Origin of the sequence: Streptococcus sp. HMSC065E03 (assembly GCF_001815045.1) — a bacterium.
Classification (GTDB): Bacteria; Bacillota; Bacilli; order Lactobacillales; family Streptococcaceae; genus Streptococcus; species Streptococcus parasanguinis_AD.
In genome coordinates this window covers 560,841-577,491 of record NZ_KV818853.1, presented here as the reverse complement: position 1 = coordinate 577,491, position 16,651 = coordinate 560,841, and the positions used below count along the sequence as shown (strand labels likewise).

16 protein-coding genes are annotated in these 16,651 nt (G+C 41.9%); 14 read left to right on the top strand and 2 right to left on the bottom strand.

Features of this window, described 5'->3' with window-relative positions; all coding sequences use genetic code 11:
• Window positions 1-108: 108 nt before the first annotated feature.
• From typA to HMPREF3002_RS09470, 14 genes are all read left to right on the top strand, one after another.
• A complete protein-coding gene (gene typA, locus HMPREF3002_RS09535; RefSeq protein WP_003017941.1) occupies window positions 109-1,956 on the top strand; it encodes a translational GTPase TypA in 1,848 nt (615 codons plus the stop codon).
• Between the two features lie 23 nt (window positions 1,957-1,979).
• The gene (locus HMPREF3002_RS09530; protein WP_004219693.1) at window positions 1,980-2,228 is read left to right on the top strand and encodes a DUF3165 family protein; all 249 of its coding nucleotides are present in this window, start codon (window positions 1,980-1,982) and stop codon (window positions 2,226-2,228) included.
• A gap of 90 nt (window positions 2,229-2,318) precedes the next feature.
• Window positions 2,319-3,668, top strand: coding sequence for a UDP-N-acetylmuramoyl-L-alanine--D-glutamate ligase (murD, locus tag HMPREF3002_RS09525; protein ID WP_070666471.1), 1,350 nt, complete (start codon window positions 2,319-2,321; stop codon window positions 3,666-3,668).
• 1 nt (window position 3,669) lies between these two features.
• A complete protein-coding gene (locus HMPREF3002_RS09520; RefSeq protein ID WP_070666468.1) occupies window positions 3,670-4,752 on the top strand; it encodes a UDP-N-acetylglucosamine--N-acetylmuramyl-(pentapeptide) pyrophosphoryl-undecaprenol N-acetylglucosamine transferase in 1,083 nt (360 codons plus the stop codon).
• Window positions 4,736-5,947: a cell division protein FtsQ/DivIB gene (locus HMPREF3002_RS09515; RefSeq protein WP_070666465.1), complete on the top strand. Its 1,212-nt coding sequence runs from the start codon at window positions 4,736-4,738 to the stop codon at window positions 5,945-5,947. The genes HMPREF3002_RS09520 and HMPREF3002_RS09515 overlap by 17 nt, the downstream gene beginning before the upstream one ends.
• A 142-nt stretch (window positions 5,948-6,089) precedes the next feature.
• Window positions 6,090-7,478, top strand: a complete 1,389-nt coding sequence (ftsA, locus tag HMPREF3002_RS09510; protein WP_049514219.1) for a cell division protein FtsA — start codon at window positions 6,090-6,092, stop codon at window positions 7,476-7,478.
• 15 nt (window positions 7,479-7,493) lie between these two features.
• Entirely contained in the window at window positions 7,494-8,759 is a 1,266-nt protein-coding gene (gene ftsZ / locus HMPREF3002_RS09505) for a cell division protein FtsZ (protein WP_003005955.1), read from the top strand.
• Window positions 8,760-8,761: 2 nt separating this feature from the next.
• The gene (locus HMPREF3002_RS09500) at window positions 8,762-9,430 is read left to right on the top strand and encodes a YggS family pyridoxal phosphate-dependent enzyme (protein ID WP_003011742.1); all 669 of its coding nucleotides are present in this window, start codon (window positions 8,762-8,764) and stop codon (window positions 9,428-9,430) included.
• A 9-nt stretch (window positions 9,431-9,439) separates the two neighbouring features.
• Window positions 9,440-10,069, top strand: a complete 630-nt coding sequence (locus tag HMPREF3002_RS09495) for a cell division protein SepF (RefSeq protein WP_003005962.1) — start codon at window positions 9,440-9,442, stop codon at window positions 10,067-10,069.
• Window position 10,070: 1 nt separating this feature from the next.
• Complete coding sequence (locus HMPREF3002_RS09490) at window positions 10,071-10,334, top strand: YggT family protein (protein ID WP_003011858.1); 264 nt, start codon at window positions 10,071-10,073, stop codon at window positions 10,332-10,334.
• 6 nt (window positions 10,335-10,340) lie between these two features.
• A complete protein-coding gene (locus tag HMPREF3002_RS09485; RefSeq protein WP_070666461.1) occupies window positions 10,341-11,132 on the top strand; it encodes a YlmH family RNA-binding protein in 792 nt (263 codons plus the stop codon).
• 9 nt (window positions 11,133-11,141) lie between these two features.
• A complete protein-coding gene (locus HMPREF3002_RS09480) occupies window positions 11,142-11,969 on the top strand; it encodes a DivIVA domain-containing protein (protein ID WP_003005971.1) in 828 nt (275 codons plus the stop codon).
• A 252-nt stretch (window positions 11,970-12,221) separates the two neighbouring features.
• Window positions 12,222-15,014 carry an isoleucine--tRNA ligase gene (gene ileS, locus HMPREF3002_RS09475; protein ID WP_070666459.1) on the top strand — a complete coding sequence of 931 codons (2,793 nt, stop codon included), beginning with the start codon at window positions 12,222-12,224 and terminating at the stop codon, window positions 15,012-15,014.
• A 60-nt stretch (window positions 15,015-15,074) separates the two neighbouring features.
• Window positions 15,075-15,509 carry a GNAT family N-acetyltransferase gene (locus HMPREF3002_RS09470; protein WP_070666455.1) on the top strand — a complete coding sequence of 145 codons (435 nt, stop codon included), beginning with the start codon at window positions 15,075-15,077 and terminating at the stop codon, window positions 15,507-15,509.
• A gap of 81 nt (window positions 15,510-15,590) precedes the next feature.
• Here the strand turns inward: HMPREF3002_RS09470 and HMPREF3002_RS09465 are convergent, their stop codons facing one another.
• Both HMPREF3002_RS09465 and HMPREF3002_RS09460 read right to left on the bottom strand, forming a co-directional pair.
• Window positions 15,591-15,893, bottom strand: coding sequence for a DUF1827 family protein (locus HMPREF3002_RS09465; protein WP_003012157.1), 303 nt, complete (start codon window positions 15,891-15,893; stop codon window positions 15,591-15,593).
• 67 nt (window positions 15,894-15,960) lie between these two features.
• Window positions 15,961-16,410 carry an NUDIX hydrolase gene (locus HMPREF3002_RS09460; RefSeq protein WP_070666453.1) on the bottom strand — a complete coding sequence of 150 codons (450 nt, stop codon included), beginning with the start codon at window positions 16,408-16,410 and terminating at the stop codon, window positions 15,961-15,963.
• Between the last annotated feature and the right edge of the window lie 241 nt (window positions 16,411-16,651).

The window sequence follows — 16,651 nt, the reverse complement described above, 5'->3', positions numbered from 1 at the left end:
AGAAATGAAGATGAAAACATTTACAACTAGCTGAACTGTGTTTTTTAGATAGGACTGTGGTATAATTGTTCAGTTAGAAATATTATTTAAAATTTTATAGAGGAAATCATGACAAAATTAAGAGAAGATATTCGTAACGTTGCGATCATTGCCCACGTTGACCATGGTAAAACAACCTTGGTAGACGAATTGTTGAAACAATCGCACACCTTGGATGAACGTAAAGAATTGCAAGAACGTGCAATGGACTCAAACGACCTTGAAAAAGAACGTGGGATTACCATTCTTGCTAAAAATACAGCAGTTGCTTATAACGGAACTCGAATCAATATCATGGACACACCAGGACACGCGGACTTCGGTGGAGAAGTGGAACGGATCATGAAAATGGTTGATGGGGTTGTATTGGTCGTAGATGCCTACGAAGGAACCATGCCTCAGACTCGTTTCGTATTGAAAAAAGCCTTGGAACAAGATCTTGTTCCGATCGTTGTAGTTAACAAAATCGATAAACCATCTGCTCGTCCAGAAGAAGTTGTAGATGAAGTGCTTGAACTCTTCATCGAATTGGGTGCGGATGACGATCAATTGGAATTCCCGGTTGTTTATGCATCAGCGATCAACGGAACCTCTTCACTTTCAGATGATCCAGCTGATCAAGAGCACACAATGGCACCAATCTTTGATACCATCATTGATCACATCCCAGCTCCAGTTGATAACTCAGATGAGCCTCTTCAATTCCAAGTATCCCTGCTTGATTACAACGACTTCGTTGGACGTATCGGTATCGGACGTGTCTTCCGTGGTACTGTAAAAGTTGGAGACCAAGTAACCCTTTCTAAATTGGATGGAACGACTAAGAACTTCCGTGTTACCAAACTCTTTGGTTTCTTTGGTTTGGAACGTCGTGAAATTCAAGAAGCTAAAGCGGGTGACTTGATCGCTATCTCTGGTATGGAAGATATCTTCGTTGGAGAAACCATCACACCGACAGACGCAGTTGAAGCTCTTCCAATTCTTCACATTGATGAACCAACGCTTCAAATGACCTTCTTGGTTAACAACTCACCATTTGCTGGTCGCGAAGGGAAATGGGTGACCTCTCGTAAAGTTGAAGAACGCTTGCAAGCGGAATTGCAAACAGACGTCTCTCTTCGTGTTGACCCAACTGATTCACCTGATAAATGGACAGTTTCAGGACGTGGGGAATTGCACTTGTCTATCTTGATCGAAACCATGCGTCGTGAAGGATACGAATTGCAAGTATCTCGTCCAGAAGTTATTATCAAGGAAATTGATGGTGTCAAATGTGAACCATTTGAGCGCGTTCAAATCGACACACCAGAAGAATACCAAGGATCTGTTATCCAAAGCCTTTCTGAACGTAAAGGTGAAATGTTGGATATGATCTCAACTGGTAACGGTCAAACTCGTTTGGTCTTCCTTGTTCCAGCGCGTGGTTTGATTGGGTACTCAACTGAGTTCTTGTCAATGACACGTGGTTACGGAATCATGAACCACACCTTTGATCAATACTTGCCAGTGATTCCAGGAGAAATCGGTGGACGTCACCGTGGTGCTCTTGTTTCAATCGATAACGGAAAAGCAACCACTTACTCTATTATGTCTATCGAAGAACGTGGTACGATCTTTGTCAATCCAGGTACAGAAGTTTACGAAGGAATGATCATCGGGGAAAACTCTCGTGAGAACGACTTGACCGTAAACATTACGAAAGCTAAACAAATGACCAACGTTCGTTCAGCTACTAAGGACCAAACAGCGGTTATCAAGACTCCTCGTATCTTGACCTTGGAAGAATCTCTTGAGTTTTTGAACGACGATGAGTACATGGAAGTAACACCTGAATCTATCCGTCTACGTAAACAAATCTTGAACAAAGCAGAACGCGAAAAAGCAAATAAAAAGAAAAAATCAGCAGCTGCTGAATAATACGGAAAGGAAGGAGAAACAAAATGGTCTATTTTATCTTAGGGATTTTGATTCTCCTTTTTTACCTTTTTATGACCCCCAAAAGTATTCGTGGTACCTTAAACAGTGTCACAATGGTGGTCTTAATCGTCTCCATTATCGTACTGACTTGTCTCGCCATTTTTCAGATATTCCAACTACCGTCTGAGTTTTTTGTCGGTGCCTTTCTCGCCTTTGTTGGTTACCTGGCTTTGGTGGATATTTCCAAAATGACGACCAAACAGAAAAAATAAATGCTGACGTGATTTTTAAAGCCCTTTGGGCTTTTTAATTTTGCTAAAAAAAGGTAAAATAGAGAGTGATAAAAATGGAGCGAAGAAATCATGAAATTTGTGAAACAATTTGAAAATAAAAAGGTTCTTGTATTAGGTTTGGCTAAGTCAGGCGAGTCAGCTGCTCGTTTGTTGGATCGCTTAGGAGCGATTGTGACCGTCAATGATGGCAAACCTTTTGAAGAAAATCCAGCAGCACAAAGTTTACTGGAAGAAGGGATTAAAGTCGTAACAGGAGGCCACCCTCTGGAATTGTTGGATGAAGACTTTGCAGTCATGGTCAAAAATCCAGGAATCCCTTATTCCAATCCGATGGTCGAAAAAGCACTTGAAAAAGGTATTCCCGTCCTCACTGAAGTGGAATTGGCCTATCTGATTTCGGATGCGCCAATTATTGGGATTACAGGATCAAACGGAAAAACGACGACGACAACCATGATCGGGGAAGTCTTGACGGCTGCCGGCCAAGGTGGTCTATTGTCTGGGAATATCGGTTTTCCAGCTAGTCAAGTTGCACAAACAGCAACAGAAAAGGATGTTCTGGTCATGGAATTGTCTTCTTTCCAATTGATGGGAATTGAAGCCTTCCATCCAGAGATTGCAGTGATTACCAACCTCATGCCAACCCATATCGACTATCATGGTTCTTTTGAAAATTATGTAGCTGCCAAATGGAATCTTCAAAAGAACATGACAGAAAAAGATGTCATTGTCTTGAACTTCAACCAAGACTTGGCCAAGGAACTCGCTACAAAAACCAAGGCAAGGGTCCTTCCATTTTCAACGGTTGAAAAAGTGGATGGGGCTTATTTGGAAGATGGACTTCTCAAGTTTAAGGGAGAAGTTGTTATGCGTGCGGATGAACTGGGTGTTCCAGGTAGTCACAATGTAGAAAATGCCTTGGCAACGATTGCGGTTGCAAAAGTCCGTGGTGTGGAGAATGAGGTCATTAAAGAAACCTTGTCGGCCTTTGGAGGAGTGAAACACCGCCTTCAATATGTGGATGAGATTCAAGGTGTCAAATTCTATAATGATAGTAAATCGACCAATATTTTAGCAACACAAAAAGCTCTTTCTGGTTTTGATAACAGCAAGGTGATCTTGATTGCAGGAGGGCTCGATCGTGGCAATGAATTTGATGAATTGGTGCCTCACATTACTGGCCTAAAGGAAATGGTGATTCTCGGGGAATCAGCTCCTCGAGTGAAACGCGCAGCCGATAAAGCAGGCGTCCCTTATGTCGATGCAGCAGATGTAGCAGATGCTACAAAGAAAGCTTTCGACTTGGCTAGCCCCGGAGATGTTGTACTACTAAGTCCTGCTAATGCCAGCTGGGATATGTATCCGAATTTTGAAGTGCGTGGGGATGAATTCCTTGCTACAGTAAAAGGGTTGAAATAAGATGAAAAAAATAATGTTTACTGGTGGGGGAACCGTGGGACATGTGACCCTTAATCTCCTTTTGATTCCAAAATTTATCGAAGATGGATGGGAAGTCCATTATATTGGAGACAAAAAAGGAATCGAATACCAAGAGATCAAAAAGTCTGGCTTAGACGTGCGATTTCATTCAATTGCAACGGGGAAATTGCGCCGCTATTTCTCTTTCCAAAATATGATGGATGTGTTCAAGGTGGCTTGGGGAACGCTCCAGTCCATTGCAATCCTGCTTCGTGTGCGTCCACAAGTTCTCTTCTCAAAAGGGGGATTTGTCTCGGTGCCACCGGTGATCGCAGCTAGACTCACGCGTGTCCCTGTCTATATCCATGAGTCGGATCTCTCGATGGGATTGGCCAATAAAATTGCTTATAAATTTGCTACCAAGATGTACACGACTTTTGAGCAAGCACATGGTTTGACAAAGAGTGAGCATATCGGTGCGGTAACCAAGGTCACAGATCATATTCCGCCAACTTCAGAAGTTTTAGAAGAAAAAACACAAGGATTTCAAAAAGACTTGCCGACCCTTCTCTTTGTCGGAGGATCAGCCGGTGCGCGTGTCTTTAATGAATTTGTGACAGAGCACAAAGCAGAGCTCTTGCAGCACTACAATATCATCAATTTGACGGGCGATTCAACATTGAATCAGGCTGAGGGTGGTTTGTATCGAGTGGATTATGTAACCGATCAGTATTTGCCCATGCTCCAGAAGGCTGATTTAGTGGTGACTAGAGGTGGGGCCAATACCTTGTTTGAACTCTTGGCCATGAACAAACTCCACCTGATCGTACCGCTAGGAAAAGAAGCCAGCCGTGGCGATCAGATTGAAAATGCCCAATATTTTGTGGATAAAGGTTATGCAGAGCAATTGCAGGAAGATCAATTGACGCTCGAAACCTTTAATGAAACCATTCAAGAAATGTTGAAGCAAAGCCAAGTCTACCACCAAGCAATGGAAAAATCGACAGAACTCCTTTCACTAGACGATTTTTATTGCCTGCTTCAAAAAGATATCAGTAAGGGAAAAGATGACGGACGACAATAAAAAAACGCCAACGGATGACAAAATTACAGAATTGTCAGCCTGGCAAAAAAGAAACAAAGAATATTTAGAAAAAAAAGCGCTTGAAAAAGCAGAAGAAGCTGAGACAGAGGAAACTGAAAGCGAAGAAGCAAAAGAAGACGAAGACCTTTCAGAAAAAGAAACAGCTTCCGTCTCAGAGGAAGAATCTGAAGAAATAGGAGAGTCTGAAGAGGAAGATGAATCTGAGGCCGAAGAGGATCCAGAAGCAGATGGAGAAAGTTCAGAAGGAGAAGAGGATGATCCGGCTGTAGAGGAGCTAGATCCTTCAGAGAAGCAAGAGAAAAAGCCTTCATTTTTTAAAGGCTTAAAGACGAAAAAGCCAAAGAAGGAACCGACAGTGGCAAAACGCCATATCTATCGTGCCCTTCCGGTAATCGGAATCAGCTCGATTGTCGCCCTTCTCTCCATCTATTTTTTAAGTCCCTTGTCCACACAGAAAGTAATTGAATTTTCAGGGAACAAAGCGGTTGATCAGCAACTCTTGTATGAAAAAAGTCGCATCAAAGAAGAAGATTATACTCTGACGACCTTCCTTCATAAATCGGTCTATGAACAAAATATGAAAACGGCTAGTCCGTGGATCAAAGAAGTGCACATGCATTATCAATTCCCAGTGACCTTTAAAGTCAATGTCGTGGAACACAAAGTAGTTGCTTATTATGTGACCGGAGAAGACCACTATCCAGTATTGGAAAATGGAGAAGTCATTGAGACAGTAACTCCAGCTTCGGAATTGCCGTCCTCCTATATTAGCTTGAAATTCTCAGATCGAGAATTGGTTAGACAATTTGTCCAAGAAATGAAGTCTATTTCTTCTTCCATTACGGATAAAATTGTTTCGGTTGATCTGACTCCGAGCAAGGTCACCAAGGATCTGGTGACCATCACCATGAAAAACGATAATAAAATCTTGGTGCCTGTTTCCCAAATTACCCGCAAGCTTCCTTATTATAAAGCCATTAGTAAGCAATTAGACGATGATTCCACCATTGATATGGAGGCTGGAGTTTTCAGCTATAGTGAACAATCAATCGCAGATGCCAAAGAGCAAGCTGAAAAAGAAAAGGCTGAAAGTACAGAAAAGCAAGAAGAACATTCTGAGGAAGCAAGCCAAGAACAGAATCAAGAAGGAGAAAATTCTTCTGGGAATGAGTAAAGCCCATAAATTATCTCAAATAATTGAAGAAAAAATGTCCATTTTAGGCTTCTTTGTGATATAATGAAGTTTGGATAGTTCCAACTAAAAGGGCTATAAATAGATGTAAAGTGAAAACAAATAAAGAGAGAGGACTGGTGTAATGGCTAGAGACGGCTTTTTTACAGGTTTAGATATCGGTACTAGTTCAATAAAAGTATTGGTGGCAGAACATGTCAATGGAGAAATGAATGTAATTGGAGTCAGCAATGCAAAAAGTGCTGGCGTCAAAGATGGAATTATAGTAGATATCGAAGCTGCTTCAAATGCAATTAAAAATGCAATCAGCCAAGCTGAAGAAAAAGCAGGGATTTCAATCAATCTAGTCAATGTTGGGTTGCCTGCAAACTTACTACAAATCGAAGCAACTCAAGGAATGATTCCAGTCACAAGTGATTCGAAAGAAATCACAGATGCAGATGTTGAAAATGTTGTCAAATCTGCACTCACAAAAAGTATGACACCGGATCGTGAAGTAATCACCTTCATTCCTGAAGAATTCACAGTAGATGGTTTCCAAGGAATCCGCGATCCACGCGGAATGATGGGGATCCGACTTGAAATGCGTGGCCTTCTTTATACAGGACCTCGTACAATCTTGCACAATTTGCGTAAAACCGTTGAACGTGCAGGCTTACAAGTTGAAAACATCATCATTTCACCGCTTGCGATGATCAAAACAGTCTTGAATGAAGGCGAACGTGAATTCGGAGCAACGGTGATCGATATGGGTGGTGGCCAAACAACGGTGGCATCTGTTCGTAGCCAAGAACTTCAATTTACAAATATCTACCAAGAAGGTGGCGATTATGTTACCAAAGATATTTCTAAAGTATTGAAAACTTCTCAAAAATTGGCAGAAGGCTTGAAGTTCAACTATGGTGAAGCCTATGTGCCATCTGCTGGAAACGAAGTCTTCCATGTAGAAGTCATCGGTGAAGTAGAGCCAGTTGAAGTGACTGAGAAGTACTTAGCTGAAATCATTTCAGCACGTATCAAACACATCTTTGAGCAAATCAAACAAGACCTTGAGAGAAGACATCTGTTGGATCTTCCTGGTGGTATTGTGATTATCGGTGGAGGAGCGATCCTTCCTGGTGTTGAAGAATTGGCTCAAGAAGTCTTTGGTGTAAATGTGAAATTGTTTGTTCCAAATCAAATTGGAATTCGCAATCCAGCTTTTGCCCATGTAATTAGCTTGTCTGAATATGCAGGCAATTTGACAGATGTGGATATTATTGCTCAAGCTGCGGTTCATGGAGACGAAGTCTTGCGTCAACAACCGATTCAATTTGATCGTCCAGTGCAACCACAAGTACAACCACAACCTGCTGCTCCAGCACAACCGGTAGTACCTGCATACAATGCTGAGAAGATTGAATCTCCAGTGGATACTCAAGAAATTCCAGCAGCAAGCAATGATAGCAAACAAGAACCAAAAACTACATTCACAGACCGAATGAAAAATTTGATCGGTAATATGTTTGATTAAGGAGTGTAAGTATTTATGACATTTTCATTTGACACAGCAGCGGCACAAGGTGCAGTAATTAAAGTAATCGGTGTCGGTGGCGGTGGCGGTAACGCCATCAATCGTATGATTGACGAAGGCGTTGCCGGTGTAGAATTCATCGCAGCTAATACAGATGTTCAAGCACTTTCAAGTGCAAAAGCTGAAACAGTTATCCAATTGGGTCCAAAATTGACTCGTGGATTGGGTGCTGGAGGTCAACCTGAAGTTGGTCGTAAGGCAGCTGAAGAAAGCGAAGAAGTGTTAACAGAAGCTTTGCAAGGTGCAGACATGGTCTTCATCACTGCAGGGATGGGTGGAGGATCTGGTACAGGTGCTGCACCAGTCATCGCTCGTATTGCAAAAGCAGTAGGTGCTTTGACAGTAGCCGTTGTCACTCGTCCATTCGGGTTTGAAGGTTCAAAACGTGGCAACTTCGCTATTGAAGGGATCAACGAACTTCGCGAACATGTAGATACCTTGTTGATTATTTCTAATAACAACTTGCTTGAAATTGTAGACAAGAAGACACCACTTCTTGAAGCTTTGAGTGAAGCAGATAACGTTCTTCGTCAAGGTGTTCAAGGGATCACTGACTTGATCACAAGTCCTGGATTGATCAACCTTGACTTTGCAGACGTGAAGACTGTTATGGAAAACAAAGGAAATGCCCTCATGGGTATTGGTGTTGGTAGCGGTGAAGAACGCGTTATCGAAGCGGCTCGTAAAGCCATTTACTCTCCACTTCTTGAAACTACAATTGATGGTGCAGAAGACGTGATCGTCAACGTAACAGGTGGTTTGGATATGACATTGATCGAAGCTGAAGAAGCTTCAGAAATTGTGAACCAAGCTGCAGGTCACGGAGTGAACATCTGGTTGGGTACATCTATTGATGAATCTCTTAAAGATGAAATCCGCGTGACGGTTGTTGCAACTGGTGTCCGTCAAGACAAGGTAGAACGCGTTAGCGGAATTGCTTCCTCACAACGTCCTTATAAAACAGGACCACGTGAACAACGCCCACAAGCTGCACCATTTGACCGTGAATTTGATTTGAAACAAGATGTTGAATTGCCAACAACTCCAAGTCGTCCAGCGGTAGAACCAAACCGTGGCTCAGCCTTTGGTGATTGGGATATTCGTCGTGAGAATATCGTTCGCCAAACTGAACCAACATCAACACATCAAGTTGATCGTTACGTAGATTCATCTTCAGATGATGATGAATTGGAAACACCACCATTCTTCCGGAATCGTTAATCATGAATCTGGTAGAGAATGCTGATCTTGTTCGGCAACAAGTAGAAACAGCAAGAAACAAAGCTAACCGTCAAGATCAAGTTAATGTGATAGCTGTTACCAAGTATGTGGATGTTGCCACAACAGAAGCACTGGTGAAAACAGGTATCCAACATATCGGTGAAAATCGTGTCGATAAATTCCTAGAAAAGTATCAAGCTCTAAAAGAGTATGACCTCACTTGGCACTTGATTGGGAGCCTCCAACGGCGGAAAGTAAAAGACGTGATTAATCTCGTCGATTACTTTCATGCCTTGGATTCGGTGAAGCTGGCTCAAGAAATTCAAAAGCGAGCAGAACACCCGATCAAGTGTTTCCTCCAAGTGAACATTTCTGGTGAAGAAAGTAAGCATGGATTTGCACCCGATGAACTGGATGATGTTTTAGCGGAAATCGCACAGCTGGACAAAATTGAAATTGTTGGTTTAATGACGATGGCTCCTTTTGAGGCTAGTCAAGAAGAGTTGCAGGATATTTTTTCAAAAACTCACCAACTTCAGAAACAACTAGAAAAGAAACAATTAAAAAATATGCCTTTTTCAGAACTAAGTATGGGTATGAGTCGTGACTTTGAAGTAGCCATTGCGAACGGAGCGACTTATGTTAGAATTGGGACATCATTTTTTAAATAGGAAAGAACTATGTCATTAAAAGATAAATTTAACAACTTTATTGACTACTTCACAGAAGACGGTGAAGAAGTAGAAGTTCGCGAGGCAAAAGCAGCTGGGGCGGAAACACAACCAGTTCCACAGCCACAGCCGACTCCTCAAGTGACTTCTCCACGTCCACAGATTAGTCAAAGAGAACCAGTAAAACCAAAACCGACTCCTGTCGCACCTGTTACGACTCCAGTGTCTACAGCGGCAGTGAAGGAACCTGTTTCAACAACGAAAAATACATCTGAAAATATTACTCGTTTGCATGAACGTCAACGTGAATTGGCTGCTAATCGTGCGAATACAGATGAAAAGATTACCATTGATGTACGCTATCCCCGCAAATACGAGGAAGCGACTGAAATTGTTGATCTGTTACTATCTAATGAGAGTATCTTGATTGACTTCCAATATATGACTGAAGTACAAGCACGTCGTTGTTTAGATTATTTGGATGGGGCTCGTTATGTTTTAGCAGGAAATCTTCGTCGTGTTGCAAGTACCATGTACTTGTTGACTCCAATTAATGTAGTCGTTAACATTGAAGATATCCGCCTTCCAAATGATGTGGAAGTGACAGAATTTGACTATGATATGAAACGTAATCGTTAAGATGGTTATCTTTCAATACTTATCAAATATCATTCAAATCTATTCCATCATTCTTGTCATCTATGCCTTACTATCTTGGTTCCCTGGGGCACCTCAGAGTACTCTTGGACAAATGGTTCACCGCCTAGTTGAACCATTTTTGAGCCTTTTTAGAAAGTTACCATTGCAGTTTGGGGGCTTGGATTTTACGGTTCTTGTAGCACTTTTGGTCTTGAACTTGATGAATCAGTTATTAGCCCGCTTGTTCCTACTTTTGATTGGGTAGAAAACGATGGGACAGACAGAGATTTACCAACATTTCAATCGCGAAGATCACGAATTCATTGATCGTTGTATTGAATTATCTGAAAGAGTGGTGGAACGCTATTCTGTTGAGGTGACGGGCTTTTTAAACCCTCATCAGGTCACTATTTTACGAAATGTCGCGGCAAGCCACCAATTACAGGTCTTTGCTTCCAGTGATGAGCAGAAAATGGAGTATGCTAAGGTTATTGTTGCTCCGGATTATTACCAATTAGATCCAAGTGACTTTGATCTGGCCTTATTGGAAATGGTCTATGCTTCAAAATTTCATCACTTGACCCATTCCCAGGTACTGGGGACCATTGTTCACCAATTGGGTGTGGAGCGCAAGTCCTTTGGAGATATTCTAACGAGTGATGGAAAGATCCAAGTATTTGTTGAACAGCGGTTTGTTCACTATTTTATGGATCACATCCAGAAAATTTCTCGGGTACCTGTTAAGCTGAGGGAAGTTCCTCTCTCTGAACAAATGATCGTAGAGGAAGAAAGCCAGCAGCGAGATATTCTCGTGTCGAGTTATCGGTTAGATAAGGTGATTGCTGGGACCTTCAAGCTTTCACGCTCACAAGCTAGTCAGTTGATTAGTTCTGGTTTAGTGAAAGTTAACTATGCGACTACTTCCAATGTTAGCTATGCTGTAGGTCTGAATGATTTAGTCAGTGTCCGACGCTTTGGGCGTCTTAAAATTGTTTCTGAAAATGGTATTTCAAAGAGTGGAAAATATAAAATAACTGTTGAAGTACTCTTAAGTAAAAAATGAGGAGGAGTTATGGCTCTTACTGCTTTAGAAATTAAAGATAAAACTTTTGGCGTTAAATTTAGAGGGTATGATGCGAACGAAGTAGAAGAATTTCTAGATATCGTTGTTCGCGATTATGAAGATCTTGTTCGTTTAAATCATGATCAAGAAGCAAAAATTCAAGCTCTTGAAGAACGCTTAAACTATTTTGATGAAATGAAAGATTCATTGAGTCAATCTGTTTTGATTGCACAAGATACTGCGGAACGTGTCAAACAAGCCGCTAACGAACGTTCTGAAAATATTGTTCGTCAAGCTGAACAAGATGCACAGCACTTAGTAGATGAAGCAAAACAAAAAGCAAATGAAATCCTTCGTCATGCAACGGATAATGCCAAGAAGGTTGCCGTTGAAACAGAGGAATTGAAGAACAAGACACGCGTCTTCCATCAACGTTTGAAATCAACCATCGAAAGCCAATTGAGCATTATCGATACACCTGAATGGGATGAAATTCTTCGTCCAACAGCTATGTACATTCAAACAAGTGATGAAGCTTTCCGTGAAATTGTGGAGAAAGCTTTGGGTGAATCAGTTCACCATCATCATGCAGAAGATGATAACATTGATTTGACTCGTCAATTCTCACCAGCTGAAATCGAAGAATTGCAAAAACGCATCGAAGCTGCTAATTTAGAATTGGGTGCAACACAAGCGTTTGAAGGTTTGAATGAAAAAGTTCAATCCGCTTTAGAAGAAGCAGAGCACGCTCGTCATGAAAATGAAGAAGTTGTTGCGGTTGAAGAAACTGTTCAACCAGAAGATGATGCAAATCGTGAATCTGTCAATATTTTATAATTTTGTAAAAACAGGTCCATTAATGATAGGTCTAGCGAGCAGATGATGGTGGAAGATCTGCACTCCCTCTTAATGGATGATCCTTTTACAGTATTCGTTCTGAACCCTTGAGTAAGAACGGACGTTTCCCTCGTTACGGGATGAGAGGAGAAGGTCGCTTGCGACTTCTCGAACAAAGGTGGTACCACGAGCAATCGTCCTTTTTAGGATGCTCGTGTTTTTTTATAGTTTTTAAATCAATAAGGAGACACAATGAAACTCAAAGAAACATTGAATCTTGGAAAAACAGCTTTTCCAATGCGGGCTGGGCTTCCAACGAAAGAACCAGTTTGGCAAAAAGAATGGGAAGATGCAAAACTCTATCAACGCCGTCAAGAGTTGAATGAAGGGAAACCGCATTTTACCCTTCATGATGGCCCTCCCTATGCCAACGGAAATATCCACGTAGGACATGCCATGAACAAGATTTCAAAAGATATCATTGTTCGTTCTAAGTCTATGTCAGGTTTTTATGCACCGTACATCCCAGGTTGGGATACCCATGGTTTGCCAATTGAGCAAGTCTTGGCTAAACAAGGTGTGAAACGTAAAGAAATGGACTTGGTTGAGTACCTGAAACTCTGCCGTGAATATGCGCTTTCTCAAGTAGATAAACAACGCGAAGACTTCAAACGCTTAGGTGTTTCAGGTGATTGGGATCATCCTTATGTAACCTTGACGCCTGACTATGAAGCAGCGCAAATCCGCGTCTTTGGTGAAATGGCCAATAAAGGCTATATCTACCGTGGGGCTAAGCCAGTTTACTGGTCTTGGTCTTCTGAGTCAGCCCTTGCTGAAGCAGAGATTGAATACCATGATTTGGTTTCTACTTCCCTTTACTATGCGAACAAGGTTAAAGATGGTAAGGGTGTCCTAGATACAGATACCTACATCGTTGTCTGGACAACAACTCCATTTACGGTTACAGCTTCTCGTGGATTGACAGTAGGTGCAGAGTTTGATTATGTCGTAGTAAAACCTGCTGGATCTGACCGCAAGTACGTCGTAGCATCCGAGCTCTTGCCAAGCCTTTCTGAAAAATTCGGTTGGGAAAATGCTGAAGTCCTTGCGACTTACCAAGGAAAAGAATTGAACCATATCGTGACAGAACACCCATGGGATCCGGAAGTGGATGAATTGGTGATCCTTGGTGAGCATGTAACCCTTGATTCAGGTACTGGTATCGTCCATACCGCTCCTGGTTTTGGTGAGGATGACTACAACGTAGGGATTGCCAATGGCCTCGAAGTTGCTGTTACTGTTAACGAACGCGGAATCATGATGGAAAATGCTGGCCCTGACTTTGCAGGTCAGTTCTATGACAAGGTTGTTCCAACAGTTATCGAAAAACTTGGTGATTTGCTCCTTGCTCAAGAAGAAATCTCTCACTCCTACCCATTTGACTGGCGGACGAAAAAACCAATCATCTGGCGTGCCGTGCCACAGTGGTTCGCTTCTGTATCAAAATTCCGTCAAGATATCTTGGACGAAATTGAAAAAGTGAAATTCCACTCAGAATGGGGGAAAGTGCGTCTTTATAACATGATTCGTGACCGTGGTGACTGGGTTATCTCTCGTCAACGTGCCTGGGGTGTTCCACTTCCAATCTTCTACGCTGAAGATGGCACACCAATCATGACAGCGGAAACCATCGAGCATGTAGCTCAACTCTTTGAAGAGCATGGTTCGATCATCTGGTGGCAACGTGAAGCGAAAGACCTCTTGCCAGAAGGGTTTACGCATCCTGGTTCACCGAATGGCGAATTTACAAAAGAAACAGATATCATGGACGTCTGGTTTGACTCAGGTTCATCATGGAATGGGGTTGTGGTGAACCGTCCAGAACTCAAATACCCAGCTGATCTTTACCTAGAAGGTTCAGACCAATACCGTGGTTGGTTCAACTCATCTCTTATCACATCTGTGGCGAACCATGGTGTCGCACCATACAAACAAATCTTGTCTCAAGGTTTTGCTTTGGATGGTAAAGGTGAGAAGATGTCTAAATCTCTTGGAAATACCATTGCTCCAAGTGATGTTGAAAAGCAATTTGGTGCAGAAATCTTGCGTCTCTGGGTAACCAGTGTAGACTCAAGCAATGACGTGCGTATCTCAATGGATATCTTGAGCCAAGTGTCTGAAACTTACCGTAAGATTCGGAATACTCTTCGTTTCTTGATTGCCAATACTTCTGACTTTAACCCAGCTGAGGATGCAGTAGCTTACGAAGAACTTCGTTCTGTTGACAAGTACATGACCATTCGCTTTAACCAGCTTGTCAAGATCATCCGTGACGCTTATGAAAACTTTGAGTTCTTGACGATCTACAAAGCGCTAGTCAACTTTATCAACGTTGACCTGTCTGCCTTCTACCTAGATTTTGCCAAGGATGTTGTTTACATCGAAGGAGCTAAATCCCTTGAACGCCGTCAAATGCAAACAGTTTTCTATGATATCCTTGTGAAAATCACGAAACTCTTGACGCCAATTCTTCCTCACACTGCTGAAGAAATCTGGTCCTATCTTGAGTTTGAAGAAGAAGACTTCGTTCAATTGTCAGAATTGCCAGAAGCAGAAACGTTTGCCAACCAAGAAGAAATCTTGGATACCTGGTCAGCCTTCATGGACTTCCGTGGTCAAGCTCAAAAAGCCTTGGAAGAAGCGCGGAATGAAAAAGTGATCGGTAAATCTCTTGAAGCTCACTTAACTGTTTATCCAAATGAAGTTGTGAAAACTCTTCTTGGAGCTGTTGATAGCAATGTTGCTCAACTCTTGATTGTTTCTGAGTTGACCATCGCAGAAGGGCCAGCTCCAGAAGGTGCAGTGACCTTTGAAGATGTAGCCTTCACAGTTGAACGTGCAGCTGGTGAAGTTTGTGACCGTTGCCGTCGCATCGATCCAACAACGGCTGAACGCCACTACCACGCAACCATCTGTGATCACTGTGCAAGCATCGTCGAAGAGAACTTTGCGGACGCAGTCGCAGAAGGATTTGAAGCTAAATAATAAGATGTGAAAAATCGCAGGGAGAGAGTCTCCTTGCGACTTTTCAATAAAGAGGAAGTTATGTGGTACCAGAAAGAATTTAAGGAACTAGAACTGAAAGAGTTTTACGAGATCGTTCAGCTACGATTAGAGACTTTTGTCGTGGAACAAACTAGGATCTACAATGATCTCGATGATGTTGATTATCGATCTATCCATCTTTTTCATCAAAATAGGGAAGGACGTGTGGATGCCTATGCTCGCATATTCGAAACAGGGCTGACAATTCATTTTGGCCGAGTGGCTGTTGCCGAAGGCAGTCGTGGTCAAGGACTAGGAAAGGCTATGGTAGAGCAAATTTTGGACCTTTGTGAACAAAGATTTCCTGAACGGACCATTGAAATTGAGGCTCAAGAACAGGTGGTCGGCTTGTATGAAAAATTAGGTTTTCAAACGGTGAGCGAGCCCTTTATCTTGGCTTCTACCCCTCACGTAAAAATGATCTATCAGAAATAAAGAATCCTTTCATCTCATAATCGAGGTGAAAGGATTTTTTTTGGAAAAAGATACCAAAGAAAAAAGTAAGGCAAATTGGCCTTACTTAGTAATTGGAAAGGAAATTTCAATTAGTTTATCGGAGTAGAGGGTTTTAATAGCGGATTGGTCAATGATTTGAAGATCAATCTTACGTTTTAAAAAGAACTCACGAATTTTTTCTACTTCAGTTTCACGAATAGCTCGGTGTTTGTTACTGATCAATAATTCATAGTGTGTTGGGGCCTGTGTAAAAACAACATCGGTATTGCCCGCGGAATAAACCTCGACAAGCAAGGCGTCAGTGCTGGCAAGTTGGCTTTTGACCAGTGCAGCATGACTATTTGTGGTATTAATGAGCTTCATATGAGTTCCTCCTAACCTCTATCTTCATTTATTATAGCACTTTTTTATTTTTTGTGAAAGAATTCCTTTATTTTTTGTGGGTATTTTTCCACTGTTCAATGCCCCATTTGTGACTACCACGTTTGAGTTTTTCAATCGCTTCATCTACAGGAAACCAAGCAAGATTGTTAAAATCTTCCAGTGGTTTTTGAGTCTCTGTATAGTCTACCACTTCATAAATATAGGCAGGATTGTAGTAGTAGGTGTCGCGATGACTGGAATAGAAATACTCATCTGCTTGGCCATAGTATTGCCCTAAAATAGCGGTAAAGCCTAATTCTTCGATCAGTTCCCGTTTCAGAGCTTGCACGTGATCTTCACCTGCCTCAATTTCCCCTCCAGGTAAGAACCAAGCTCCATTAGGAGCTTGAACGAGGATGATCTGATCCTTGTCCTTATTGGGAATAACAGCGTAGACACCATAGCGATTGACGTAGGTCACATCTTGTTTCTTTTCACCAAAACTTGGAATGGTCATGGTTTTCTCTTTTCTTATTTTTTCATCATTATATCATATTTTTTAGCAAAAATCTGGAGGGAAAAAAGAAAGAGAGTGGGACAAAAGTCCTAGCCTCTCAATTATTCTTGGATGTCGAGCAAGATGCAGTGGTTGAGTGGGCTCTAATACGCTGATTTCATCAGCTTTTACAGCCCTACTCAACTGTGCGGATGTGGGACGATGAAATCGAATTCTAACGAATTACCGATTTCTGTCCCAC

What these genes read in the sequence shown, in the direction of transcription:
- typA (WP_003017941.1), top strand. Translation starts at nt 109, where the DNA reads ATGACAAAATTAAGAGAAGATATTCGTAACGTTGCGATCATTGCCCAC.
- HMPREF3002_RS09530 (WP_004219693.1), top strand. Translation starts at nt 1,980, where the DNA reads ATGGTCTATTTTATCTTAGGGATTTTGATTCTCCTTTTTTACCTTTTT.
- murD (WP_070666471.1), top strand. Translation starts at nt 2,319, where the DNA reads ATGAAATTTGTGAAACAATTTGAAAATAAAAAGGTTCTTGTATTAGGT.
- HMPREF3002_RS09520 (WP_070666468.1), top strand. Translation starts at nt 3,670, where the DNA reads ATGAAAAAAATAATGTTTACTGGTGGGGGAACCGTGGGACATGTGACC.
- HMPREF3002_RS09515 (WP_070666465.1), top strand. Translation starts at nt 4,736, where the DNA reads ATGACGGACGACAATAAAAAAACGCCAACGGATGACAAAATTACAGAA.
- ftsA (WP_049514219.1), top strand. Translation starts at nt 6,090, where the DNA reads ATGGCTAGAGACGGCTTTTTTACAGGTTTAGATATCGGTACTAGTTCA.
- ftsZ (WP_003005955.1), top strand. Translation starts at nt 7,494, where the DNA reads ATGACATTTTCATTTGACACAGCAGCGGCACAAGGTGCAGTAATTAAA.
- HMPREF3002_RS09500 (WP_003011742.1), top strand. Translation starts at nt 8,762, where the DNA reads ATGAATCTGGTAGAGAATGCTGATCTTGTTCGGCAACAAGTAGAAACA.
- HMPREF3002_RS09495 (WP_003005962.1), top strand. Translation starts at nt 9,440, where the DNA reads ATGTCATTAAAAGATAAATTTAACAACTTTATTGACTACTTCACAGAA.
- HMPREF3002_RS09490 (WP_003011858.1), top strand. Translation starts at nt 10,071, where the DNA reads ATGGTTATCTTTCAATACTTATCAAATATCATTCAAATCTATTCCATC.
- HMPREF3002_RS09485 (WP_070666461.1), top strand. Translation starts at nt 10,341, where the DNA reads ATGGGACAGACAGAGATTTACCAACATTTCAATCGCGAAGATCACGAA.
- HMPREF3002_RS09480 (WP_003005971.1), top strand. Translation starts at nt 11,142, where the DNA reads ATGGCTCTTACTGCTTTAGAAATTAAAGATAAAACTTTTGGCGTTAAA.
- ileS (WP_070666459.1), top strand. Translation starts at nt 12,222, where the DNA reads ATGAAACTCAAAGAAACATTGAATCTTGGAAAAACAGCTTTTCCAATG.
- HMPREF3002_RS09470 (WP_070666455.1), top strand. Translation starts at nt 15,075, where the DNA reads ATGTGGTACCAGAAAGAATTTAAGGAACTAGAACTGAAAGAGTTTTAC.
- HMPREF3002_RS09465 (WP_003012157.1), bottom strand. Translation starts at nt 15,893, where the DNA reads ATGAAGCTCATTAATACCACAAATAGTCATGCTGCACTGGTCAAAAGC.
- HMPREF3002_RS09460 (WP_070666453.1), bottom strand. Translation starts at nt 16,410, where the DNA reads ATGACCATTCCAAGTTTTGGTGAAAAGAAACAAGATGTGACCTACGTC.